22 protein-coding genes are annotated in these 22,470 nt (G+C 68.0%); 9 read left to right on the top strand and 13 right to left on the bottom strand.

Translation table 11 applies throughout. The features are described 5' to 3' along the window. Nucleotides 1-19: 19 nt before the first annotated feature. The 10 genes from MT490_RS08070 to MT490_RS08025 all read right to left on the bottom strand — a co-directional run bounded on the left by MT490_RS08070 (nucleotide 20) and on the right by MT490_RS08025 (nucleotide 9,916). Nucleotides 20-1,255, bottom strand: coding sequence for an allantoate amidohydrolase (locus MT490_RS08070; RefSeq protein ID WP_297385866.1), 1,236 nt, complete (start codon nucleotides 1,253-1,255; stop codon nucleotides 20-22). Then, nucleotides 1,249-2,817: a gamma-glutamyltransferase family protein gene (locus MT490_RS08065; RefSeq protein WP_297385865.1), complete on the bottom strand. Its 1,569-nt coding sequence runs from the start codon at nucleotides 2,815-2,817 to the stop codon at nucleotides 1,249-1,251. Before MT490_RS08065 ends, MT490_RS08070 begins: the two co-directional genes overlap by 7 nt. Further along, nucleotides 2,817-4,175 carry an NCS2 family permease gene (locus MT490_RS08060; RefSeq protein ID WP_297385864.1) on the bottom strand — a complete coding sequence of 453 codons (1,359 nt, stop codon included), beginning with the start codon at nucleotides 4,173-4,175 and terminating at the stop codon, nucleotides 2,817-2,819. Before MT490_RS08060 ends, MT490_RS08065 begins: the two co-directional genes overlap by 1 nt. Nucleotides 4,176-4,230: 55 nt before the next feature. Continuing rightward, nucleotides 4,231-5,556: an AtzE family amidohydrolase gene (locus MT490_RS08055; protein WP_297385863.1), complete on the bottom strand. Its 1,326-nt coding sequence runs from the start codon at nucleotides 5,554-5,556 to the stop codon at nucleotides 4,231-4,233. Continuing rightward, nucleotides 5,553-5,726: a hypothetical protein gene (locus MT490_RS08050; protein WP_297385861.1), complete on the bottom strand. Its 174-nt coding sequence runs from the start codon at nucleotides 5,724-5,726 to the stop codon at nucleotides 5,553-5,555. Before MT490_RS08050 ends, MT490_RS08055 begins: the two co-directional genes overlap by 4 nt. A gap of 317 nt (nucleotides 5,727-6,043) precedes the next feature. Then, complete coding sequence (locus MT490_RS08045; RefSeq protein WP_297385860.1) at nucleotides 6,044-7,222, bottom strand: crosslink repair DNA glycosylase YcaQ family protein; 1,179 nt, start codon at nucleotides 7,220-7,222, stop codon at nucleotides 6,044-6,046. 81 nt (nucleotides 7,223-7,303) lie between these two features. Continuing rightward, a complete protein-coding gene (locus MT490_RS08040; protein WP_297385858.1) occupies nucleotides 7,304-8,110 on the bottom strand; it encodes a hypothetical protein in 807 nt (268 codons plus the stop codon). Continuing rightward, complete coding sequence (locus MT490_RS08035; protein WP_297385857.1) at nucleotides 8,110-8,805, bottom strand: NIPSNAP family protein; 696 nt, start codon at nucleotides 8,803-8,805, stop codon at nucleotides 8,110-8,112. Before MT490_RS08035 ends, MT490_RS08040 begins: the two co-directional genes overlap by 1 nt. Nucleotides 8,806-8,897: 92 nt before the next feature. Beyond that, nucleotides 8,898-9,380, bottom strand: coding sequence for a DUF1579 domain-containing protein (locus tag MT490_RS08030; protein ID WP_297385856.1), 483 nt, complete (start codon nucleotides 9,378-9,380; stop codon nucleotides 8,898-8,900). Further along, complete coding sequence (locus tag MT490_RS08025; RefSeq protein WP_297385854.1) at nucleotides 9,377-9,916, bottom strand: DUF1579 domain-containing protein; 540 nt, start codon at nucleotides 9,914-9,916, stop codon at nucleotides 9,377-9,379. The genes MT490_RS08030 and MT490_RS08025 overlap by 4 nt, the downstream gene beginning before the upstream one ends. Nucleotides 9,917-10,036: 120 nt before the next feature. Here MT490_RS08025 and MT490_RS08020 point away from each other — a divergent pair, with 120 nt between their 5' ends. The 3 genes from MT490_RS08020 (at nucleotide 10,037) to trxB (ending at nucleotide 12,840) form a co-directional block, all read left to right on the top strand. Further along, complete coding sequence (locus MT490_RS08020) at nucleotides 10,037-11,008, top strand: WYL domain-containing protein (protein ID WP_297385852.1); 972 nt, start codon at nucleotides 10,037-10,039, stop codon at nucleotides 11,006-11,008. Nucleotides 11,009-11,156: 148 nt separating this feature from the next. Continuing rightward, the gene (locus MT490_RS08015) at nucleotides 11,157-11,750 is read left to right on the top strand and encodes a hypothetical protein (protein ID WP_297385850.1); all 594 of its coding nucleotides are present in this window, start codon (nucleotides 11,157-11,159) and stop codon (nucleotides 11,748-11,750) included. 118 nt (nucleotides 11,751-11,868) lie between these two features. Beyond that, on the top strand, nucleotides 11,869-12,840 hold the full coding sequence (trxB, locus tag MT490_RS08010; protein ID WP_297385849.1) for a thioredoxin-disulfide reductase: 972 nt from the start codon (nucleotides 11,869-11,871) through the stop codon (nucleotides 12,838-12,840). A 90-nt stretch (nucleotides 12,841-12,930) separates the two neighbouring features. On the opposite strand, the gene MT490_RS08005 is transcribed toward trxB, so the two are convergent. From MT490_RS08005 to MT490_RS07995, 3 genes are read right to left on the bottom strand one after another with little or no spacing between them, the layout of a single operon-like run. After that, a complete protein-coding gene (locus MT490_RS08005; protein ID WP_297385847.1) occupies nucleotides 12,931-13,767 on the bottom strand; it encodes a hydrolase 1, exosortase A system-associated in 837 nt (278 codons plus the stop codon). After that, nucleotides 13,755-14,450: a hypothetical protein gene (locus MT490_RS08000; protein ID WP_297385845.1), complete on the bottom strand. Its 696-nt coding sequence runs from the start codon at nucleotides 14,448-14,450 to the stop codon at nucleotides 13,755-13,757. Before MT490_RS08000 ends, MT490_RS08005 begins: the two co-directional genes overlap by 13 nt. Beyond that, the gene (locus tag MT490_RS07995; RefSeq protein ID WP_297385843.1) at nucleotides 14,447-14,719 is read right to left on the bottom strand and encodes an acyl carrier protein; all 273 of its coding nucleotides are present in this window, start codon (nucleotides 14,717-14,719) and stop codon (nucleotides 14,447-14,449) included. The genes MT490_RS08000 and MT490_RS07995 overlap by 4 nt, the downstream gene beginning before the upstream one ends. A gap of 76 nt (nucleotides 14,720-14,795) precedes the next feature. Between MT490_RS07995 and MT490_RS07990 the strand changes: the two genes are divergently transcribed. From MT490_RS07990 to MT490_RS07965, 6 genes are all read left to right on the top strand, one after another. Continuing rightward, complete coding sequence (locus MT490_RS07990; RefSeq protein WP_297385841.1) at nucleotides 14,796-16,295, top strand: acyl-CoA ligase (AMP-forming), exosortase A system-associated; 1,500 nt, start codon at nucleotides 14,796-14,798, stop codon at nucleotides 16,293-16,295. Next, nucleotides 16,292-17,494: a pyridoxal-dependent decarboxylase, exosortase A system-associated gene (locus MT490_RS07985; RefSeq protein ID WP_297385839.1), complete on the top strand. Its 1,203-nt coding sequence runs from the start codon at nucleotides 16,292-16,294 to the stop codon at nucleotides 17,492-17,494. Before MT490_RS07990 ends, MT490_RS07985 begins: the two co-directional genes overlap by 4 nt. 100 nt (nucleotides 17,495-17,594) lie before the next feature. Then, complete coding sequence (locus MT490_RS07980) at nucleotides 17,595-18,236, top strand: XrtA/PEP-CTERM system exopolysaccharide export protein (RefSeq protein ID WP_297385838.1); 642 nt, start codon at nucleotides 17,595-17,597, stop codon at nucleotides 18,234-18,236. A 13-nt stretch (nucleotides 18,237-18,249) separates the two neighbouring features. Continuing rightward, nucleotides 18,250-19,761 (top strand): XrtA system polysaccharide chain length determinant, encoded by a 1,512-nt coding sequence (locus MT490_RS07975; RefSeq protein WP_297385837.1) that lies wholly within the window; start codon nucleotides 18,250-18,252, stop codon nucleotides 19,759-19,761. Between the two features lies 1 nt (nucleotide 19,762). Beyond that, nucleotides 19,763-20,710: an AAA family ATPase gene (locus MT490_RS07970; protein ID WP_297385836.1), complete on the top strand. Its 948-nt coding sequence runs from the start codon at nucleotides 19,763-19,765 to the stop codon at nucleotides 20,708-20,710. Continuing rightward, nucleotides 20,707-22,308, top strand: a complete 1,602-nt coding sequence (locus MT490_RS07965) for a hypothetical protein (RefSeq protein ID WP_297385834.1) — start codon at nucleotides 20,707-20,709, stop codon at nucleotides 22,306-22,308. The genes MT490_RS07970 and MT490_RS07965 overlap by 4 nt, the downstream gene beginning before the upstream one ends. Nucleotides 22,309-22,470: the final 162 nt, after the last annotated feature.

Raw genomic sequence — 22,470 nt, 5'->3', positions numbered from 1 at the left:
ATCGATCTCGCCGAAAAGGTCAGGCGCCAATTTGCTCTCCAAGGCGATCGAGGAAGCCGAGCATCACCTGTAGCGCGATTTCGGCGTCGGCGGAGTCGACATGTTCGGCGGGGTTGTGGCTGATGCCGTCGCGGCAGCGGATGAAGAGCATCGCGGTGGGGCACAAGGCGGCCATGATCATCGCGTCGTGCCCCGCGCCGCTGACGAGGCGGAAAGGCGCGATGCCCTGCGCTGCGATCGCGTCCGAAAGCAGCGCGGATAGGCCTTCGTCGCAGGGTGACGCGGGCAGGTCGTTGGTACGTTGGACGTCAAAGTCCACGCCGCGCGCGTCGGCAATCGCGTGGATTCGATCCAGGATCGTCTCGGCGGCGGCGTTGCGCCGTTCCTCGTCGCCCGAGCGGATGTCGAGCGTGAAGGTCACGCGGCCCGGAATGACATTTGGTGCGCCGGGCGTGGCTGCGAGCTTGCCCACCGTCGCGACGAGATCGGACCCGCTCTCGCGCGCCACACCCTCGATCGCGAGCACCATCTCCGCGGCGGCGGCGAGCGCGTCGCGCCGGAGGCGCATCGAGGTGGTGCCGGCATGGCCCGCGATGCCCGTGACCGTGACGATGTAGCGCAATTGCGCGGCGATGCCCGTGACCACCCCGACCGCCAGCCCCTCGGCCTCCAATGCCGGTCCCTGCTCGATATGCGCTTCGAAATAGGCGAGGGCAGGGATGTGCGCGGCCCTGGCGAAGGTCAGCGTCGAAAGCTCGAACGGGGCGAGCGCCTCGTCGAGCGAAAGTCCGGTGCTGTCTTCGGTGTCGAGCATCGCCGGATCGAGCGAACCGGCGACCGCGCGGCTGGTGAGCATCGCCGTCGGAAAGCGTGATCCTTCCTCATCGCCGAATGCATAGACCTCGATCGGGAAGGGCAGGCGACGACCCGCCGCATGGAGCGCGGCGACCGCCTCGATCCCCAGCATCACGCCCAGCGGCCCGTCATAGCGGCCGGCATCGCGCACGCTGTCGATATGGCTTCCGATGATCAGCGCGGGCGCGTCGGCTCGCGTTCCTTCATAGCGGCCGATCAGATTGGCCGCATCGTCGATGCGGGTCGTCATCCCGGCTTGCTGCATCCACTCCGCGATGGCGCGCTGGGCGGCTGCAAAGGCAGGGCCGAGATAGGCGCGAAACAGCATGTCGGGTGCGTCGCTATAGGGCGCGACACCCAGCTCGTCGCAGCGCGCGACGGCACGCGCCCCGCTCACCATGCCGCCACCTGACCGTCGCTCCGCGGATCGGCTGCGCCTTCGAGCAAACCCGAAGGATGACGGACGATCGCGCCAGCATGGCCCATCGTCGAGGTGAAGGCATCGACCAATTCGACCTGATGTCCCGCCGCGCGGAGCTGGTCGCACAATTCGGGTGCGAACCGTCCCTCCAGCTTGAGCGTGACGCTCTCTTCGCCCCAGGTGCGGCCGAGCAGCCAGCGTGGGCGCGTGATGGCTTCCTGCAGTGGCACGTTGAAGCGGGCATAACGGCTGAAGATCGCCGCCTGGGTCTGCGGCTGGCCCTCGCCGCCCATCGTGCCATAGGCCATGACGCGCCCATCCTCGAAGCGTGCCATCGCGGGGTTGAGCGTGTGGAAAGGCTTCCGTCCAGGCTTGAGTGCGTTCCAGCCATCGTGTGTCAGGCGGAAGCTGCTGCCGCGGTTTTGCCAGGTGATGCCCGTGTCCGGCAGGACGAGGCCCGAGCCGAACTCGAAATAGGTCGACTGGATACAGCTGACGACCCGGCCTTCGGCATCTGCTGCGCCAAACCAGCAGGTGTCGCCGGGTTGCGACGGATTAGGCCAGGGCAGGGCCTGTTCCATGTCGATCCGCGCGGCCATCGCGTCGAGTGTTGCGCAATCGTCGAGCAGCGCCTGCGGATCGGCGTGCATGTAGGCGGGATCGCCGACATGGGCGTCGCGATAGAGGAATGCCTGCTTGGTCGCTTCGATCAGCCCGTGAACATGCTGGAAGCCATCGTCGCGGCCGGCCGGAAGTCGGTGCGCCAGCGCGAGGATGAGCAGCGAGGCGATGCCCTGCGTCGGCGGCGCGGTGTTGAACAACTCGACGCCGCGGATGCGGAGGTGGAGCGGATCGGGCATCGAGGCACGGTGGCGCTGGAGGTCCGAAAGCGCGACCGGGCTGCCGAGCTCGTCCAGTTCCCCGGCGATGTCGGCGGCGAGACTGCCGCGGTAGAAGCTGTCGAGCCCTTCATCGGCCAGCCGTCGGAGCGTCGTGCCGAGCCTGGGCTGCCGGAGCAGCTCACCCTCCCTATAGCCATCGTAGGTTCCGGCCCAGGCGCCCGGTTGGCTGCGAAGTTCCGCCCCCTTGGCGGCAATGATTTCCGCGCCGCCCTTTGTTACCGCGACACCATGTTCGGCATAATGGATCGCGTCGCGCAGCAGGCGGGAAAGGGGAAGCGTGCTGCCGCTCTTCTCCAGCGCCGCGCGCCAGCCGGATACGGTTCCCGCCACGGTGTTCGCCGCCAGCGGGCCGCGATTGGGCACTGCCTCGACCCCGGCATAGAGCGCAAGATCCGCCGCCGCTGCGGCAGCCCCGCACGCATCGATTGCCCAAATGGCGCCATCGGGCTCCGCGACCAGCCAGAAACCGTCGCCGCCTATCCCGGTCATGTGCGGATAGACCACCGCCAGGCACGCAGCGGTTGCTATCGTCGCCTCGATCGCGTTGCCGCCATCTTGCAGCACGCCCAGCCCGGCCTGCGCGGCGAGATGATGGGGCGCCGTGACCATGCCCCGCCGTGTGCGGACGCTGTGCAGCATCAGCCTGCCGAGAGCCAGGCGAAGCGCACGACGAACAATCCCGCGAGCACCAGCAACAGCCAGTCGGTCGTCGTTATCTTGCCGCGGAGCAGTTTGAGCAGCGCATGCGCAGTGATGCCGAAGGCGAGACCGTTGGCGATCGAGAAGGTGAGCGGGATCATCGCCACCGTCAAAAAGGCAGGGAGCGCGGATTCGGGCTCGTCCCACGGCACATCCACCAGCGGCGCCATCATCAGCCCGCCGACGAGGATCAGCGCCGGCGCGGTCGCCGCGAGCGGCACGAGCTGCGCATAGGGCGCCACGAACATCGCGAGCAGGAAAAGTGCCCCGGTAACGATGGCGGTGAGGCCGGTGCGCCCGCCGGCCTGCACGCCCGCCGCGCTCTCGACATAGGATGTGACCGTGCTGGTCCCCGCCAACGAGCCGATCACGGTGGCGATGGAATCGGTGAAGAGGATGCGGTTGAGCTTCGGGATGCGGCCGTCGGCGTCGATCAGCCCGGCGCGGCGGGTGACACCCACCAGCGTGCCGATATTGTCGAACAGGTCGACGAACAGGAAGACGAACAGGATCTCGAACAGGCCCAGGCCGTGGCTTCCGGACAGGCCGAACACGCCGGCGAGGTCGAGCTGGAACGCAGTTTGCGTGATCGCGCCAAGGTCATAGGGTTCGGGCTTGAACTGGACGACGCCCCAGGCCCAGCCGGCAAGCGTCGTGACGAGGATGCCGATCAGGATCGCCCCGCGGACCTTCCACACAGAGAGCGCCGCCACCACCAGCAGCCCGAACAGGGCGAGTGCCGCGTCGGGCGTGCGCAGGTCGCCGAGCCCGACCGAGGTGGCAGGGTTCGATACGACGATGCCCGCGTTCTTGAGACCGATAAAGGCGATGAACAGCCCGATCCCGCCCGCCACTGCCGCGAACAGATGCCGCGGGATCGCCGCGATGATCATCTGGCGGATGCCCGCAAAGGTGAGCAGAAGGAAGGCGACGCCGGAGATGAACACGCAGCCCAGCGCAACCTGCCACGGCACGCCCATGGTCTGCACTACAGTGAAGCTGAAATAGGCGTTGAGCCCCATGCCCGGCGCGAGCGCCAGAGGGGTATTGGCGAAGAAACCCATCATGATGCTGGCGAGCCCGGCTGCGAGGCAGGTCGCCGCCGCCACCGCGGCGATTGGCATCCCGGCCTGGCCGAGGATCGCGGGGTTCACCAGGATGATGTACGCCATCGTGAGGAAGGTGGTGACTCCCGCGAGCACTTCGGTGCGAATATTGGTTCCGCGCGAGCTGAGTTCGAAGCGGCGATCGAGCGGGCTGGCCGTATCCGGCAGTGTCTCTGCAGCTTCAGTCGTCATTGGCGCCCCCGTTTTTCGCACCGCACCATAGCGCGGCTTGCCCGTAACGGAAGAGTCACGCTGCGGGTGCCGAAACTCCCGTCAAACCCGCCACTTCCAGTTGCCCGGCGATCGCGAACAGCGCGGCCTCCGCGCCGGGCTTCCCGACCAGCTGGAGCCCCAGCGGCAACTCGCCTGGTCGCAGCAGCGGCACCGTCACCACCGGCAGTCCGATGAAGCTAAGCGGTTGGGTGAAGATGCCGAGATGGGCCCGGGCGGGAACGCGCACGCCATCGACCTCGATCAGCGGGTCGTCGATCCGCGGCGCGACGTCGCCCACTGCGGGAGCGATCAGCACATCGTGATCGGCGAACATCCGTGCCGCCTGCGCGCGGAACCATGACTGGAAGCGCTGCGCGGTCAGATACGTCGCGGCCGGCAGTATCGCGCCCGCCAGCAGCCGGTCCCGTGTGGCCGGATCGAATTCGAGCGCGCGGGTGCGGAGCTCGGGCAGGTGCCGTGCGCCGCCTTCGGCCGCGGTCATCACGAACGCCGCCGAACGCGCCCGGTCGACCTCGGGCAGCTTCACCGTCGGGATGCCCCCGAAATGCGCGCCGATCGCGTCGATTCCCCGCTCAAGCGCGTCACATGCGTTGCGCGTGAACCAACCGCCGAGCCGCGCCACGCGAATATCCGCCGGCACCGGCGCCGCGGTTCCGCCGAGCAGGCCCCACGCCAGCGCGAGGTCGGCGGCAGAGGCGGCGAACGGCCCGATATCGTCGAAGCTGTCGACGAACGGGAAGACCCCGTCCATCGGCAGCGTGCCATGCGTCGGCTTGAGGCCATAGACACCGCAGAGTGCCGCCGGCACGCGGATCGATCCGTTGGTGTCCGACCCGAGCGTCAGCGGCAGCATTCCCGCTGCCACCGCCGCCGCCGATCCACCCGAGGAGCCGCCGGCGAGCCGCGCCGGGTCATGCGGGTTGCGGGTCGTTCCGAAAGCCGCGTTGACGGTCGCGAAGCCGTAGGCGAATTCGTCCATGTTGAGCGTCGCCACGAGGATCGCCCCCGCGGCCTTGAGCCGCCGGACGGCTTCCGCATCGCTTGTCGCCGGAGCGGCGTCGCGACGCATCCCGGCGCCGGCGGTGGTCGGCAAACCAGCTACGTCGAACAGGTCCTTGACGCCGAACGGGACACCCGCGAGCGGACCCGGATCGAGGCCACGGCTGATCGCTGCGTCGATCGCGGCGGCGTCCGCGAGCGCGGTATCGGCGAGCAGCCGCGTTACTGCCTGGATGGGCGCATCGAGGCGCTCGATATCGGCCAGCGTGGAGTGCACCACGTCCACGGCGCGGCGTCTGCCGGCCCTGACCTCCTCGGCGATCGCGCGAACGGACTTCACACCGCGCACGCGGCGTCGGGGTTTTCGACGAAAAACGACTCCACGCGCTCCGCATGCTCGCGCAGCAGCGCGAACGCGGCTGCGACCGTGGCGGTGCATTGCGCAGGAATCTCAAGCTGGACGAGGCGCCCGGCGAGTTCGGGAAGTGCATCGGAGGGGGCGTCGGCCATGCCCTCCGTTAGAGCCGCCCGTGGCCGCTTTTGTCAAAGCCACGATGCTCTTTCCGGAAAATCGCTCGTTCCTGGCGCACCTGCTCGTGACGGGCGCTGCAGGCACGTCACTATGGGCGAACGAAGAGTGAACACGCTTAGTCTTACATCCGCACCACTTCGTCGTATTGGGACCTCTTTGGGGGTATTTCTATGCCCGATGCAGGCTGAGTTGAGTAAAAAAATAGATAAATCATACGCTTATGTCGGGCGTGTGAATCCCTCCTCCGCTACCATTCTCGCTGGCCATGCTCAAAGCTGCCATCCGCTCGCGCGGTTCAAGGCCGCTGAACCGTCTCGCCGATCCGGACGATATCGAGCCCGAGCCAGGCGGCCATCCGATCGAGCTCGATCGCGAGGCGCTCCATGGTTCCGACGGGCGCGCCGGGTTCGAGGGCGATGCGATGCGCGAGGAGGGCGCCGGCCTGGCGGTCGGCCTTGAGATCGACGCGCCCCACCAACGACTCGTCCATCAGGAAGGGCAGGACATAATAGCCGTGGGTGCGCTTCTCCCGCGGCACATAGATCTCGATGCGATAGCGGAATCCGAACAGGCGTTCGGCGCGGCTGCGCTCCCAGATCAGCGGATCGAACGGGGCCAGCAGCGCGGCACCACGCATGCGGCGGGGCAGGCGGGCGTCGCGGTGCATCCAGGCCTTCTGGCTCCAGCCCTCGACGCGGACGGGAACGAGCATGCCTGCTTCCGCCTGGGCGGCGATGGCATGATCCGCTTCTTCGGGCTTGAGCCGATAATAGTCGCGCAGGTCCGCGGCGGTCGCAACGCCGAGCGCCCGGGCGCTCCGTTCGATCAATGCGCGCTGCGCGCTTGCCGCATCGGGGGTGGGTAGATCGAGGACAGCCTTGGGCAGCACCCGGTCGGGTAGGTCATAGATCCGCGCGAAGCTTCCGCGGCGCGTGGCGGTCGTGATCCTGCCGGACCAGAACAGCCATTCGAGCGCATGCTTGGTGTGGCTCCATTCCCACCAGCCGCTCCTGCTCGACCCGTTCTCGAAATCGGCGGCCGCCATCGGACCCTCGGCAGTGATCCGGTCGAGCACCGCCTGTGCCTCGGGCCGGCGCTCGGCCGCGAAACGCTTCAGAGCCTGATAGCCGATCTCGCCGCGCTCGGCGCGCGCCATCCGCCAGCGCAGGAGCGGGTGGAGATCGAGCGGAAGCAGGGAGGCTTCATGCGCCCAATATTCGAACAGGCGCCGGTGGCGCCTGGCTCCCCAGGCGGCGCGGTCGAGCAGTTTGTGGTCATAGCAGCCGAGCCGCGAGAAAGCGGGGAGATAGTGCGCCCGGGTCAGGACGTTGACGCTGTCGATCTGGAAAAGGCCAAGCCGGTCGAGCGTTTTTCCGAGATGCGTGGCGGACGGCCGGTCTGGGTGACGGATGCCGAAACCCTGCGCCGCGAGCGCGATCCGCCGCGCGTCCTTTATGGAGAGGCTAGTCGTCACCAGCCATTGCTTGGCCGCTGAGAGTCCTGAACGTCAATCCGCAGTCGATCGGCGCGGAAAGACATGTGCCGGCGTTGCACTCTAGCCGGCAGGCGCACGAGTCCCGTCGCCACGCTTCTCTCCGGCACGCGCGGCGAGATAGTCGCCTACCAGCCAGAGCGCTCCCATCATCGCCAGCGTGATTCCAAGACCGGCCCAGCGCAGCCATTGCGTGGGGTGGGTGACCGCTCCCGGCAGCCAGATGACCGCAGCGAAACACAAGTACATGAACCCGCCGATCCGCGCGGCGGGGATGGCGAGGCGCCCGGCGATGAGGGCAAGCCCCACCGCGAAATGCCCCGCACCGGTGAAGAGCGCCCAGAACACCGGATCTCCGGGGAACCAGCCAGGCACCAATCGTGCCGTTCCCTCGAGGGCGAGGGCATGCGCGAGCGCGAAGGCGATCGAGAAGATGCCATAGGCGACGCGCGCTGGTGCGGGCCCGAAGCGCAGGCGTCTCGCCGTCTCGGGGGACATGCGCGCCCAGATCGTGGCCGCGCCGACGACGATGGCGAGCTGCTCCGCCATCCCCAGCCAGGGCTGGACCCCATCGGGTTTGAATGGAACGGAGCAATAGGCAGCGAAATAGGCGAGGAAGAGCGCGATCTGCACGATCGCCGCAAGGCGTCGCGTCGCGGAAAGGAAGAGGCCGACTCCCGACAGCACAAGGAGTCCGGCCGAGGCGAATGCCAGCGGCTGACGGAACGGAACGCCGTCAGGCACCGGCTGCCAGTAGATGGCGAAATCGCGCTGCAGGAAACAGGCGATCCCGTAGCAGATCGTGGCCGCTCCCAGCAGGCGGATTCCCAGATCGAGCCGGTTCAGTCTGTCGAGCAATGTGCCGGGCATCAGCGAAGCGCCGATCGTGCGGTCGGCGACAGCCGGAGGCGCTCGGGTTTGCGCATCAGGCTGGGGAGCAGTTGTTCCGGCGCGGCGTCGCGCCACCCGGATGCGCGCGCGAGCAACGCGTCGCTGCGGTCGAGCTCCTCGATCGACGCGTGACGTGCCATCGAGACAAAAACCTTCTCGCCTTCACGGACGGGCAAGCGCGGGAAATTGTTCGCGGTATCCTCGGTCACGAGCGTGACGAAGGGATCCGCGCCCGCGTCCCGCAGCAGTGGCCGCAGCGATGCCTCGAAGAAATCGGCGAATCTCTCCGGCTCGGCATCACCGAGATAATGGATCGTGGCCGAATAGACGTCGCGGGTCGCCGTCGAAGGCGGAGTCAGGGTGCCGCCGATCGGTCGGAGCAGCAGGACGTTGTCGGAATCGCGCATCGTCGCATTGGCCGCCGTCCGGTTGGATTGCCAGACCGGCCCGCCGTAAAAGGCCGACAGCGCTTGTCCGCGCGACGCCATGCCCTCGAACCCGCGCAGCCACACGAACCGATCGCCGTCGTCGAGGTCCCTGAAGCTGCCCAATACATGCGCCCCGACGGCAGCCTGGGGCTCGATGAAGGCGTGCTCGAAGAGCTCGATCAGCCGATCCCGCTGGCCCTCGAGCAGCGTGTACTGGCGCAGTTCCACGACGCCGAACCTCTTCATTGCATTTGTCCCGGAAGGTGATGCGGGTGCCTCGCGAAGATCGGCCAGGGCGATCGCGAGCAGGCTGGCCATGAGGCCTCTTCGATCGAGGCTCATGCCGTCCTGCTGAAAGCCATCAGCCAGTTCGTTTCCCAGGTGGTGCCCCCATCCGGCGAGAAGGCCTGCTCCCAACGGGCCGCAGTGTCCGTGATCCCGGACCAGATGAAGCGGACCTTGATCGGTCTTCCATCCAGTCGGTCCTCGGCGAGGAAGGTGCCGACGCCATTGCTGAAGCCGCCATGCACGGGAGGATCGAGCCTGGGGAAGCGCGGATCGAACCACCAGATCGACCATAGTCCGCTGCTCGGGTCCCGGCGTCGGAAAGTCGCCGCGCGATAGGCACCGGCGGGATCGTCCAGAAAATGGTCGTCGACATTGCCGTGGCCGCCCAGCAGTTCCCACGCGGTGCAGGTGCCGTCGAACTCCACCCAGTCCGTCGAACCGACCAGCCGTCCCTTGCGCTTGCGATGACGCACGCGCCATGAGCCCGTCTGGAAGGCGAAGGCGCTCGCGCCGGTTTCGGTCCAGTCGATCACCTGCTCGCCTCCCGCCGAAAATCCATGATCCAGTTGGTCTCCCAGTTCTTGCCGCCATCCGGCGAGAAGGCCTGGGTCCATTGCGCGTGGGTCGTGCCGAGATTCTCGTACGTGGTCCGGACGCGGATCGGCCGGCCTTCGAAGACGTCGTTGCCGTAGAAGCGCCCGATGCGGCCCTCGAACCGGCCGGTGACGGGCGCATCGAGGCCGCCGAAGCGCGCGTCGGCCCAATAGATCGACCATGTTCCCGCCCCGGCGTCGAAGATGCGGATCGACGTCGCCAGATAGGTGCCCCCCGGATCCTCGAGCACATTCTCGTCGATATTGCCGTGGCCGCCCAGAATGGGCCGAACCTCCAGGGTGCCGGGGAAGCCGATCCAGTCGTTGCTGCCGGCAAGCCGCCTGACGAGCTTGCGGTGGTGCACGGTCCAGCGGCCATGCAGGAAGTCGAAGTCGCCCGCAGCCGCCGGCGCACCGCGCGCCAGCGCCCCTTCGAGCGGGGATGCGACCAGCGTGCCCGCTGCTCCGATCATCATGCTCCGACGCGATGTGCCTTGTTTCGTCATATGCGCCCATTCCCGGTCCGTTCGACAGAAGGCATCTAGGCGATCATAGCTGACACCGAATGTCAGCAATTCGAGCATCGAAGAGATTTTATGCGCGCGTCCCGTCTTCTCACGATCCTGACGACCCTGCAGTTGCGCGGCCGCGTGACCGCACAGGCGCTGGCCGAGCAGCTCGAGGTCTCGAAGCGCACCATCTACCGCGATGTCGACGAGCTCAGCGCGGCCGGCGTACCGATCTATGCCGATCGCGGCCCTTCGGGCGGCTTCGCCTTGCTCGAAGGGTTTCGCACCGAGCTGACGGGCCTCACTGCCGAGGAGAGCGACGCGCTGCTCCTGGCGGGCATCCCGGCGGCAGCAGCGGATCTCGGCCTTGCCGGCGCCGCATCCGCCGCGCGCGTCAAGCTGCTGGCCTCGATGGCGCCGCAGGCGCGTGACGGCGCGAACCGAGTCGCGGACCGGTTCCACCTCGATCCTGTCGATTGGTACCTGCGGCCCCGGCCACCCGAGCATTTGCGCACCGTCGCGCGTTGCGTCTGGGAGAACCGACAGCTCGAGATCCTCTACGAAAGCTGGAGCCGAACCGCTCGATCGCTGATCGATCCCCTCGGCCTCGTGCTGAAGGCCGGTCGCTGGTATCTTGTCGCCGCACGGGGCAAGCGCGAGCTGATCTATCGTCTCGACAAGGTCCTCGACGCCGTCCCGGCCGAGCGAAGCTTCACCAGACCTGCCAATTTCGATCTCGCCGCGGCGTGGCGGGCGAACGTGGAGCGATTCGAGGCGGATCTGCGTCGCGCGACCGCCCGTCTGCACGTAGCTCCGTCCGCGCTCGACCGGCTCTACCGCCTCGGCGACGCCATCGCCGATCCGATCCGCGCGGCCGACCCCGACGATCGCGGGCGACGGGAAGCCATCGTGCCGATCGAAAGTATCGGCCATGCGGCGGGCTTGCTGCTCGGCTTCGCCAATGAGATCGAAGTCATCGATCCGCCGGCGCTCAGGGAGGAGATCGTGCGCCGTGCCGCGGCGGTGATCGCGCTGTATCGCGCTGCCCCGCCTGCATGAGTTGCCGACGGCGTGGGTTCCCGGGTGAGCGAACGCCTCGAACCGCCACGGGGAACACTTTGCTGCGATCGTGCGCAAGCGCGGCCTGTCCTTCGTCCGGCGGGCCTCCTAAGCTTCTTCGCATCACGCACGAACAGGATGGTCCTGCATGCTCAAATCCCTCGCGCTTCGTTCGCTCGCCGGAGCGTCGCTTCTGGTCCTCTCCGCGCTTCCCGCTTCGGCGCAGCAACAGCAGCAGGCGCCCGCGGCGGCGCCTGCCGATCCTTTTGCCGGCATCCCGGCGGCGAAGGCGGAGGACGTCGCCTCGATCGACGCGATCCTGGCGGCGCTCTACGGCACGATCTCAGGCGATGTGGGACAGAAGCGCGACTGGGACCGCTTCCGCTCGCTTTTCTACCCGGGTGCCAGGCTCATCCCTACAGGCACCCCCAAGGACAGCGATGTCGCCCGCGCGCGCATGCTGACCCCCGAGGACTATATTGCGCGCAGCGGGCCCCTGCTCGAGCGGATCGGCTTCCACGAAATCGAGATCGCTCGCAGGACCGACCGATTCGGCCATGTCGCGCAGGTCTTCTCGACCTATGACGGCAAGTCGAAGAGCGGCGAGATGCCGGCCATCCGCGGAATCAACAGCATCCAGCTGTTCAACGACGGCAAGCGCTGGTGGATCGTCAACGTCTATTGGATGCAGGAATCGGAGAAGGATCCGATTCCCAAGGCCTATCTGCCCGTGGCGCGCTGAGCGACAGGCTATCCGCCCACATAAATTTGCTTTGTCGGCGCGGACGAGGCGGCAACCCATGTTGCGCTCGGCGATGCCGAACCCCTAGATGCGGTATCCCAGAGATATCGGACGCACCATGACCGCCACCCATTCGACTCGCATGCTCATCCTCGGCTCCGGCCCTGCCGGCCTCTCCGCCGCCATCTACGGCGCGCGCGCGGGGCTCGCGCCGATCGTGGTGCAGGGCATTCAGCCCGGCGGGCAGTTGATGACCACCACCGACGTAGAGAATTATCCCGGCTTCCGCGAGGTCATCCAGGGCCCCTGGCTGATGCAGGAGATGCAGGCCCAGGCCGAGCATGTCGGCGCGCAGATGCTGTGGGACACGATCGTCGAGGTCGACGTGTCGCAGCGGCCGTTCCGCATGGTGGGGGACAGCGGCACCGTGTATCTGGGCGACACGCTGGTGATCGCGACGGGCGCGCAGGCCAAATGGCTGGGGCTCGATTCGGAGAAATTGCTCCAGGGCAAGGGCGTCAGCGCCTGCGCGACCTGCGACGGCTTCTTCTTCCGGGGCAAGAAGGTGGCGGTGATCGGCGGCGGCAACACCGCGGTCGAGGAGGCGCTCTACCTCACCAACCACAGCCATGACGTCACGCTGATCCACCGCCGCGATTCCTTGCGCGCCGAGAAGATCCTCCAGCAGCGGCTGTTCGCGAACGACAAGATCACCACGCTGTGGAACAAGAAGGTCGAGCGCTTCATCGGCGGCGGCCAGCCGGAGGGTCTGGTGGGCATCGAGCTCAAGGACATGGTCACCGGCGAGGTTTCGACGATCGACGTCGACGGCGGCTTCGTCGCGATCGGCCATCACCCGGCGACCGAGTTGTTCCGCGGCCACATCGCGCTCGACGACGACGGCTATATCGCGGTCGAGAAGGGCACCACGCGGACCAACGTGCCGGGCGTGTTCGCCTGTGGCGACGTGATGGACAAGCATTACCGCCAGGCGATCACCGCGGCGGGGACGGGCTGCATGGCTGCGCTCGACGCCGAGCGCTTCCTAGCCGAAGCGGATTTCGAGCAGATCGCCGAAGCAGCGGAGTGATTTGCCTGATCCTCTCCCGGAGGGAGAGGGGGACCATGCGAAGCATGGTGGAGAGGTAGTAGCCGCTGGCGAACCGGTTGCGTGTGGAGACTACCTCTCCACCGCTTCGCGGTCCCCCTCTCCCTCCGGGAGAGGATTGTTCAGCGCAGCGTGCACCCGTTCGAACAGCCAGTCTTTGTCCGCGGCCGAGGCGAAGCTGTGGTTGGCGCTGTCGAGCTGCTCGATCGTGACCTTGTCCCGGGCTTCAGCGAAAGCGGGCCCGGCAAAGGCGTCGGCGAAGGCGATGGCGGTATTGTCGCCCTTGGCGAGCAGGATCGTGACCGGCGTGCGGCTATCTGTGAGCGCAGCTGCCAGCCGGGCGGGCAGGCCGTCGGGTTGTTCATATTGCTTGCGAGAAGCTTTCAGCAGGCCGCTGGCCACCTTGCGAATATTCACGCCACCGCGCAGCAGTCGCAGCCATTCACGCGGATCGCGCAGCCGCTCGGCATAGCGCGCACGGATCGCGGCGGCGGGGGGAAGATCATCGGTCGCCTCGATCACCCAGGGATTGGCGAGGATCAGCGCGTCGATGCCCGCTTGGGCATGGAAGAAGGCGAGCGCGGTCGCCGCGTCGCAATTGCCATGGGCGACGATGCGGGTGACGCCGGTTTCGGCGCGGAAGGTTGCGGCTGCGGCGGAGATGTCGTCGGCGCTGCTCTCGAAGCCGCGATTCTCGCCGGTCGAGTCGCCGATGCCGCGGCGATCGAAGCGGAAGACTGGATGGCCGGCCTCGGCGACGCGCTGTGCGAGCAGCGCCATGCCGCGATGCGCGCCGATGCGGATCTCGTTGCCGCCCGAGACGATCAGCAGGCCGGTGGCGCCGGGCGCGTCATCGAGCGTTCCTAGCAGCGTCTCGCCCGCGCAGGGGAAGGCGATCAGCTTTCGCATGCGCGCACCCAGGCGGCGATGTCGTCGGCGAGCAAGGCAGCGAGTGCTGGGTCGTTGTCGGGCTCGGCGCGGCGCCAGAGCGGGGCGCCGGGGAGTTTCAGGTCGGCAGGTCTTGGATCGCTGTCCAGTCGAACCGTTCGCAAAACCACCTGATCGGTTTCCTCGAACGGAGAAATGCAAGTGAGTCCAGACAGCAGATCGATCGACAGCCTGTTGCCCCCGATTTCGGTCACGTCCTCAGCGGCCCACCAGGAATCGCCCAACGCTTCGCGCGTTGCGGTCTGTCGGATACGCTTCAGTTCGCGCAGTAGCTCGGCGCCATCCTGCGGCGCGAAATGCCATCGCCCATTGATCAGCGCGAGTGTATCGAGGAGCACGCCGCTGCGGATGCCGAGCGCATATGCCGGACGCTCGAAGCTATCGACCGCAGCCTGATAGGCATCGCGCATCTGCATGATCCTGACGGTTTCGAGCGGCACGAGGCTTTCGCCCTGGCCAGGCAAGTCGGGAAGGGCGCTCGCGATGCCGCGTTCGGCAAGCTGGCGCAGGATCGTCACCACGAATGCGCGCGTGCGATTGGCTTCCTCGAACAAAGGAAGCGCCGCGACGACGACCGGACCGGTATCGGGGCCGAAGCGAAGCATCGCCTCGCGCCCGCCGGCCCAGTCGTAATGGTCGATCAACCGAGCGCCTTGTCGGCGGCGAAACGGGTGAGGGCGCCGAAGCTCTCGAGCATCTCGCCGTCGACCTCGTCATCCTCGATCAGGATGCCGAGCCGATCCTCGATCTCGGTGAGCACGCCCGCCACCGCGAGCGAATCGAGCTCGGGAAGCGCGCCGAACAGCGGCGTGTCCTCGCGGAACGCCGCGACGCGCTCTGCGCTCAATCCGAGCACGTCGCGCAACACGCCGCGCACCGTGCCTTCAACCTCTGCGAACCCTTCGCGCTGCAATGCCAATCCCCTGCAAGCGGTTTTTTCGCCTCCGTAAGGGTTGGCGGGTGCGCTGCCAAGGCTAAGGTCGGCGGCGATGACCGAACTGGATCCCGTCCCGAAGCCGATCGATACGCTGCCGCTCCGAGGCATGGCGGACGCCGTGGCGCTCGAGGACCGGGCGGGAACGCTCAGCTATGCCGAGCTCGAGACTCGGGTGGGCGGCCTTGCGCATTGGCTGGCCGGACTGGGGCTGGGCGAGGGCGCGCGCGTTGCGACCTGGTTGCCCAAGACGCGGACGGCGTGCCTGATGCCGCTGGCGGCGCCGCGCGCGGGGCTGGTGCACGTGCCGATCAACCCGGTGCTCAAGCGCGCCCAGGTGGCGCATATCCTTGCCGACAGCGGGGCGCGGGTGCTGGTGACGCAGGCGGCGCGGATCGCCTCGCTGGAACCGGGGGACATTCCGGCCGGCTGCCGGATCGTCACCGAGGAGGAACTGGAGTCGAGCGACATGCTGCCTCCGTCCGCTGCGGCGCCCGATGCGCTGGCGGCGATCCTCTATACCTCGGGCTCGACCGGACGGCCCAAGGGCGTGATGCTGAGCCATGCCAATTTATGGCTCGGAGCCATCAGTGTAGCGCATTATCTTCAGATTAATTCTGAGGATCGCGTGCTCGGGGTGCTGCCGCTGAGCTTCGACTATGGGCAGAACCAGCTCTTCTCGACCTGGACCGCGGGCGGGCGGGTGATCCCGCTCGATTATCTGACCGCGCGCGACGTGGTGAAGGCGGTCGAGCGCCATGACGTCACCAGCCTCGCCGGAGTGCCGCCGCTCTGGGTGCAATTGCTCGAGGCGGAATGGCCGGCCGAGACCGCGGTGCGGCTCACGCGGCTGACCAATTCGGGCGGGGCATTGACGCCGCGACTGGTGCGGGGCCTGCGCGCGCGCTTTCCGGGCGCCGATCTCTATCCGATGTACGGGCTCACCGAGGCGTTCCGCTCGACCTATCTGGACCCAGCCCTGGTCGATGCGCATCCCGAGTCGATCGGGCGCGCGATCCCCTTTGCCGAGATCATGGTCGTGCGTCCCGACGGCAGCCGCGCCGCGCCGGGCGAGCCGGGCGAACTGGTCCATGCCGGCCCCCTGGTGGCGCAGGGCTATTGGCGGGATGCCGAGCGCACCGCGCAGCGCTTCCGTCCGGCGCCCGAATTCGCCACAAGCGAGGGCATGGCGGTATGGTCGGGAGATACGGTTGTCGAGGACGCCGCGGGGCTACTCCGCTTCGTCGGGCGCGACGACGAGATGATCAAGAGCGCGGGCAACCGGATCAGCCCCACCGAGATCGAGGACGCGGTGCTCGGCGGCGGCGAGGTGAGCGAGGCCGCGGCGTTCGGAGTGGCGGACGAGCGGCTGGGGCAGGCGATCCTGGTGGTGGCGCGCGGCGACGGCAGCCGCGAGCACGACCTGCGCGAGCGGCTGCGGCGCGAACTGCCGAGCTTCATGCAGCCGGCGCGCTATGATTGGCGGGAGGAGTTGCCGCGCAATGCGAACGGGAAGCTGGATCGAGCGGCGCTGAAGGCGGAAGTCGGGCGATGACCGTGCAACCCAAACCCTTCGGCCCGATCCCGCCCGAATTCGCGGGCCTCGACGCGTTGCCCTCGCTCGACGAGCCGACGCCGGCCTATGTCTACGACTTCCGCATCGTCGCGGCGCGGATCGCGCGGTTGCGGGCGGCGCTGCCGACGCGAGTGGCGGTGCATTATGCGATCAAGGCCAATCCCATGCCGGCCTTGCTCAAGGCGATCGCGCCGCTGGTCGATGGGCTCGACGTCGCCTCGGCAGGCGAGATGGACCGGGCGCTCGACGTCATGGCGGCGAGCGCGATCAGCTTTGCCGGGCCGGGCAAGCGCGACGCCGAGCTCGAGCTGGCGATCCGCGCGGGAGTGACGATCAACGTCGAGTCCGAGAGCGAGGCGCAGCGCGCGCTGGCGATCGGCGGGTTGGTGGGGATGCAGCCGAAGCTGGCGGTGCGCGTGAACCCGGACTTCGAGTTGCGCGGATCGGGAATGAAGATGGGCGGGCGCGCGTCGCCCTTCGGGGTCGAGGCGCAGCACGTCGCGGGGCTGGTACGGCGGTTGGTCGCGGGAGGGGCGGAGTGGCGCGGCCTGCACATCTTCGCGGGATCGCAGGCGCTGGACCCGCAGGCGGTGATCGAGACCCAGGCGGCGACGGTGGCGCTGGCGGCGCGGATCGCCGAGGAAGCGGGGCGCGTGCCACCCTTGGTGAACCTCGGCGGGGGCTTCGGGATTCCCTATTTCCCGGGCGACGTGGCGCTCGATGTCGAGGCCGTCGGCGCGGCGCTGGCGGAGGAAGTCGGGAAGCTCCACACGCACTATGCGATCGAGCTCGGGCGCTGGCTGGTCGGGGAGGCCGGCGTGTATCTCGCGCGCGTGGTCGACCGGAAGGTGAGCCAGGGGGAGACCTTCCTGATCGTCGACGGCGGGCTCAACCACCATCTCGCCGCGACGGGCAATTTCGGCACGGTGGTTCGGCGCAACTATCCCGTCGCTGTCGCGCACCGGATGCAGGACCCGGCGGAGGAGGTCGTGACGATCGTCGGGCCGCTCTGCACGCCGCTCGACCGGCTCGCCGACCGGGTGGCGCTGCCGATGGCGCGCGTGGGTGACGTCATCGCGATCTTCGCCTCCGGGGCCTATGGCGCCAGCGCGAGCCCCTCGGCGTTCCTCGGCCACCCTCCGGTGCGCGAGCTGCTGGTCGGGACGGACCACGCCTAACGCTATCTTTACCTCTGAAGACCATAGCTTGCCCTGATCCAGGCGGGGGAGCGGCCGAGACGTTGGCCGCGCCCGACCCCGCAGGGAAGGGAGCTCGAGCATGTTTTTCAAGTCGTTTGGCAAGGTTCTGGCGGGGCTTGGCGTCACCGCCGCTTTGCTGTCGGGATGTTCCGGAGGAAGCCGTCCCGAGCTGCCGCCCGCCGGCGCCGTCGCCGCGCGCGAGGCGCCGAGCGAGGAATATGTCATCGGCCCGATGGACCAGCTCAACGTCTTCGTGTGGCGCAATCCCGAGCTGTCGGCCAAGGTGCAGGTGCGCCCCGACGGCCGCATCACCACGCCGCTGATCAGCGACATGCCCGCCGTGGGCAAGACCCCGGCGATGCTCGCGGACGACCTGAAATACGCGCTCGGCGAATATATCAAGGACCCGATCGTATCGGTGATCGTCGAGAATTTCTCGGGCACCTACAGCCAGCAGGTCCGCGTCGTCGGCGCTACCGAGAAGCCGGCGTCGATCCCCTATCGCGCCAACATGACCGCGCTCGACGCGATGATTGCGGTGGGCGGCCTGAGCGAATTCGCCGCGGGCAATCGCGCGCGGCTGGTGCGCTACGACAAGGCGACCGGGAAGCAGCGCGAGTACAAGATCCGGCTGGGCGACCTGCTCAAGAACGGCGACATCTCGGCGAACGTCCGCCTCGAACCGGGTGATGTGCTGATCATCCCCGAGAGCATGTTCTGAGGGCGGGCCGAGCATGGGAAGCCTTTTCGACGAAGTCCGCGCGGCGCTGCACGCGATCTGGATGCGGCGCTGGATTGCGCTGGCGGTGGCCTGGGGGCTGTGCCTCGCGGGCTGGCTGGTCGTGTCGCAGATGCCCAACAGCTATGAATCGCGCGCGCGGATCTTCGTCCAGCTGCGCCAGATCCTGCCGACCGACGGCGCCGCCTCGGCCGCCCAGCAGCAACGCGACATCGACCGGGTGCGCCAGACGCTGACTTCGGCGGTCAACCTGGAAAAGGTGGTGCGCGGCACCGACCTCGCGCGCACCGTCTCGACCGACCGCGACGTCGCCGACCGGATCGCGGGGCTGCAAAAGGCGATCAAGCTCGTCGCACAGCAGGACAATCTGTTCGAGATCACCGTCACTGCGCCGAGCGGCAAGATGGCCCAGCAGATCGCGCAAAAGCTGATCGATATCTTCGTCGAAGAGAATCTCGCGGACAATCGCGACGCGAGCGGGCAGTCGCTGCGCTTCCTCGACCAGCAGCTCGACGTGCGCCAGAAGGCGCTGCAGGAAGCCGAGGCCAAGAAGGCGGACTTCGCCGCGCGCTACCTCGGCTCGCTGCCGGGTACGGGCTCGCTCAACGACCGGATCGGCGCGGCGCGCACGCAGCTGGCGCAGGTCCAGTCGGACCTCGCGGCGGCACAGAGCGGGCTGAGCGCGGTCAACGGCCAGATGGCGGGTACGCCGATGAACGTCGCGGGGCAGGGCGGCGCGGTCACCGGGCCGGCGCGCGCGCGGCTTCAGGCGATCCAGGGCCAACTCGCCGAAGGACGCAGCCGCGGCTGGACCGACAGCCACCCCGACATGGTCGCTTTGCGCAACCAGCTCGCACAGGCGCAGGCTGCAGCACGCGCCGAGCCCGCCGTGAGCGGCGCGGCCGGGGCCAGCAATCCGCTCTATCTGAGCCTCAAATCGATGCAGGCCGACAAAGCTGCGACCGTCGCCGCGCTCACCCAGCGCAAGAGCCAGATCGAGGGCGACCTCGCCCAGTTCGAGGCCAAGATGGCGGAAGCGCCCGGCGTCGCCGCCGAGCAGGGCCAGATCGACCGCGAGTACCAGGTCCTCAAGGACCAGTATGACAAGCTCCTCTCGGACCGCGAGCAGGTGCGTATCCGCAGCCAGGCGCAGACCGAGACCGACGCGGTCAAGTTCGACGTCGTCGATCCGCCGACGCTGCCGCGCGCGCCCACCGCGCCAAACCGGCCACTGCTGCTCGCCGCGGTGCTGATCGCGGGGCTCGGCGCGGGTGTCGCTGGAGCGTTCGGGCTCGACAAGCTGACCACGACCTTCTCGACCGCCTCGCGGCTGGAAAAGGCGAGCGGGATGCCCGTGATCGGATCCATCGCCGAGGTGCTGAGCGCGGCGCAGATCGAGATGCGCCGCAAGCGGCTGCGGCTGTTCGCGGGCGCGCTTGCCGGACTGGCGGTGGCGTTCGTCGGGCTGCTCGGGCTCGAGATGGTCCAGCGCGGAATGGGGGCCTGAGATGAACGACGAAACCCCGCGCCGCTATCGCGGCTCGCTGCTCGAACGGGCGGCGGAGCAATATGGCTATCTGCGCCCCGCGACTCCGCCGGCGGCGCCGATCGTGGTGCCCGAGGAAGATCCGCTCACGCTGACCGAGCTCGCGCCCGAGCTGCCGTCGGTCGAGCCTGCGTCCAGGCCCCAGCCGGCGCCTCGCGCCGCGCGTCGTCAGGCGCCGATCGACCGGATCGCGCTCCGCGAAGGCGGGATGCTGGTTCCTGGCGGGCAGGTCACCGCGATGGCGGAGGAATTCCGCATGGTGAAGCGCCAGCTGCTGCTCACCGCCCGCGCGGTGGCGGCGAAGGACGGCGCCAAGGCGGCCGACCGGGCACGGATGATCCTCGTCTGCTCGGCGCGGCCCAATGAGGGCAAGACCTTCTGCGCGATCAACCTCGCGCTCTCGCTCGCCGCCGAGAAGGACATGGAGATCCTGCTCGTCGACGCCGATTTCGCCAAGCCCGACGTGCTGGGGCGGCTGGGCCTTCCCGAAGGGCCGGGCCTGCTCGACGCGCTCGCGGGCGACGTTGCGAACGTCGAGGACTGCATCCTAGATACCGACGTACCGCAGCTCTCCGTCCTGCCGGCGGGGACGCGGACCAACAGCGACACCGAGCTGCTGGCGAGCGACCGCGCGCGGGCGATCCTAGACGGGCTGGCCAAGGCCAATCCGCGCCGCATCGTGATCTTCGATTCGCCGCCGGCGCTCGCGGCTTCGCCGGCATCGGTGCTGGCGACTCTGGTCGGGCAGGTGATGCTCGTCGTCCGTGCCGACCGCACCAGCGAGAGCGACCTGCGCGAGGCGGTCAATGTGCTCGACGGCTGCGAGCACGTCCAACTGCTGCTCAATTCGGTTTCCTTCCAGCCCGGCGGCCGCCGGTTCGGAAGCTATTACGGGGAGGCGGGCGAGTGACCCGGTTTGTCATCGCCGCTTGCGCCGCGCTCGTCTGCGCCGCTACGCCGGCCCATGCCCAGCGCACGCGGGTGTCGCCCTATATCGAGGCGAGCCAGGTGCTGGTCTCGGACCTCGACAATAATGGCGACCTGCTGACCTATTCGACCGTCGGCGCCGGGATCGACGCGCAGGTGACCAGCCGCCGCGTCGAAGTGCAGGTGAGCTACAAGTACGAACACCGCTTCGCCTATGACAAGGACATCGCCGACGATTCGATGCACAGCGGCCTCGTCCAGGCGCGCGCAAAGATCACGCCCGAGCTGACGATCGAGGGCGGCGCCATTGCGGCGCGCGGCCGCTCGGACATCCGCGGCGACGCGTTGGGCACCGCGCAGGGCAATGTTCGCAACAGCAGCCAGGTCTATTCGGCCTATGCCGGGCCGAGCATCGCGACCCGCGTCGGGCCTATGTTCGCCAATGCCGCCTATCGCTTCGGCTATACCAAGGTCGAGACGCCCAATGGCGGCACCGGTGTCGCGCCCGGCCTGCCGCCGCTCGACCGCTACGACGATTCGACGGTCCATGTCGCGACCGCGAGCGTCGGCGTGAAATCGGGGACCGTTCTCCCAGTCGGCGTCACCGCCAGCGGGTCGTTCACCCGCGAGGATGCCGGGCAGCTCGACCAGCGCTTCGAGGGCAAGTTCGCGCGCGGCGACGTGGTGCTCCCGGTCGGGCGCGGCGTCGCGCTCGCCGCGGGCGTGGGCTATGAGAAGATCGAGGTCAGCCAGCGCGACGCGCTGATGAGCGGCGGCCTTCCGGTGATCGACGGCAATGGCCGCTTCGTCACGGATCCTTCCTCGCCGCGCCGGCTCGCCTATAATTTCGATGGCACCTTCTGGGATGCCGGCGTGATCTGGCGCCCGAGCCGCCGCACCTTCCTCGAGGCACGGGTCGGCCGTCGCTACGGCTCGATGAGCTATACCGGCTCGGCGAGCTACCAGATCGGCCCGGGCAGCGGCGTGCAGATCGGCGTCTATGACAGCGTCGAGACCTTCGGGCAGCAGCTCAACGGCTCGCTCGTGCGGTTGCCGACCAATTTCGTCAGCACCACCGATCCGTTCGGCAACCAGTTCAGCGGCTGCATCTTCGGCACCACCGGCGCCGCGGCGGGGGGATGCCTCAACCAGGTGTTCGCGTCGACCGTGACCTCGGCCTATCGCGCGCGGGGCGTGACCGGCGTTGCGGTGCTCAACCGCGGCGGCACGCGGATCGGTGTGGGCGGCGGCTATGCGCGGCGCACCTTCCTGACGCCGCAGAGCGTGGGCGGGGTGAGCATCGACGGCACTTCGGACGAGAGCATCTATGCGCAGCTCTTCGCGTCGGGCGATGTCGGCCGCAACGGATCGATCAGCACCAGCGTGTTCGGCAGCTATTACGACAGCGATCTCGCCGGGGCCGAGGGCATCCTCGGCTGGGGCGCGAACACGGCCTACACGCACATGTTCGGACCGCTCGGCGCGACCGCGTCGCTCGGGCTGTTCGGTTTCGACAGGGAAGGCGACGCCAATGCGTCTGCGCAGGCGCAGGCATTGGTGGGCTTGCGCTACGGATTCTAGGACCGGGACGACGCAGATGTACGACGACCATTATGGACTGAGCGGCAGGCCGTTCCAGCTGACGCCGGATCCGCGCTTCTGGTTCGACACCGCGACGCATCGCAAGGCGATGGCCTATCTCGGCTATGGCCTCAGCCAGGGCGAGGGCTTCGTGGTGATCAC

The sequence above is a fragment of the Sphingomonas sp. genome (assembly GCF_026460985.1).
Classification (GTDB): Bacteria; Pseudomonadota; Alphaproteobacteria; order Sphingomonadales; family Sphingomonadaceae; genus Sphingomonas.
This window is presented reverse-complemented; position numbering and strand designations above follow the sequence as displayed.

Excerpts from the sequence above, each read along its gene's own strand:
- MT490_RS08070 (WP_297385866.1), bottom strand. The coding sequence starts at position 1,255 with ATGGTGAGCGGGGCGCGTGCCGTCGCGCGCTGCGACGAGCTGGGTGTC.
- MT490_RS08065 (WP_297385865.1), bottom strand. The coding sequence starts at position 2,817 with ATGCTGCACAGCGTCCGCACACGGCGGGGCATGGTCACGGCGCCCCAT.
- MT490_RS08060 (WP_297385864.1), bottom strand. The coding sequence starts at position 4,175 with ATGACGACTGAAGCTGCAGAGACACTGCCGGATACGGCCAGCCCGCTC.
- MT490_RS08050 (WP_297385861.1), bottom strand. The coding sequence starts at position 5,726 with ATGGCCGACGCCCCCTCCGATGCACTTCCCGAACTCGCCGGGCGCCTC.
- MT490_RS08040 (WP_297385858.1), bottom strand. The coding sequence starts at position 8,110 with ATGCCCGGCACATTGCTCGACAGACTGAACCGGCTCGATCTGGGAATC.
- MT490_RS08035 (WP_297385857.1), bottom strand. The coding sequence starts at position 8,805 with ATGAAGAGGTTCGGCGTCGTGGAACTGCGCCAGTACACGCTGCTCGAG.
- MT490_RS08025 (WP_297385854.1), bottom strand. The coding sequence starts at position 9,916 with ATGATGATCGGAGCAGCGGGCACGCTGGTCGCATCCCCGCTCGAAGGG.
- MT490_RS08020 (WP_297385852.1), top strand. The coding sequence starts at position 10,037 with ATGCGCGCGTCCCGTCTTCTCACGATCCTGACGACCCTGCAGTTGCGC.
- MT490_RS08015 (WP_297385850.1), top strand. The coding sequence starts at position 11,157 with ATGCTCAAATCCCTCGCGCTTCGTTCGCTCGCCGGAGCGTCGCTTCTG.
- trxB (WP_297385849.1), top strand. The coding sequence starts at position 11,869 with ATGACCGCCACCCATTCGACTCGCATGCTCATCCTCGGCTCCGGCCCT.
- MT490_RS08005 (WP_297385847.1), bottom strand. The coding sequence starts at position 13,767 with ATGCGAAAGCTGATCGCCTTCCCCTGCGCGGGCGAGACGCTGCTAGGA.
- MT490_RS07990 (WP_297385841.1), top strand. The coding sequence starts at position 14,796 with ATGACCGAACTGGATCCCGTCCCGAAGCCGATCGATACGCTGCCGCTC.
- MT490_RS07985 (WP_297385839.1), top strand. The coding sequence starts at position 16,292 with ATGACCGTGCAACCCAAACCCTTCGGCCCGATCCCGCCCGAATTCGCG.
- MT490_RS07980 (WP_297385838.1), top strand. The coding sequence starts at position 17,595 with ATGTTTTTCAAGTCGTTTGGCAAGGTTCTGGCGGGGCTTGGCGTCACC.
- MT490_RS07975 (WP_297385837.1), top strand. The coding sequence starts at position 18,250 with ATGGGAAGCCTTTTCGACGAAGTCCGCGCGGCGCTGCACGCGATCTGG.
- MT490_RS07970 (WP_297385836.1), top strand. The coding sequence starts at position 19,763 with ATGAACGACGAAACCCCGCGCCGCTATCGCGGCTCGCTGCTCGAACGG.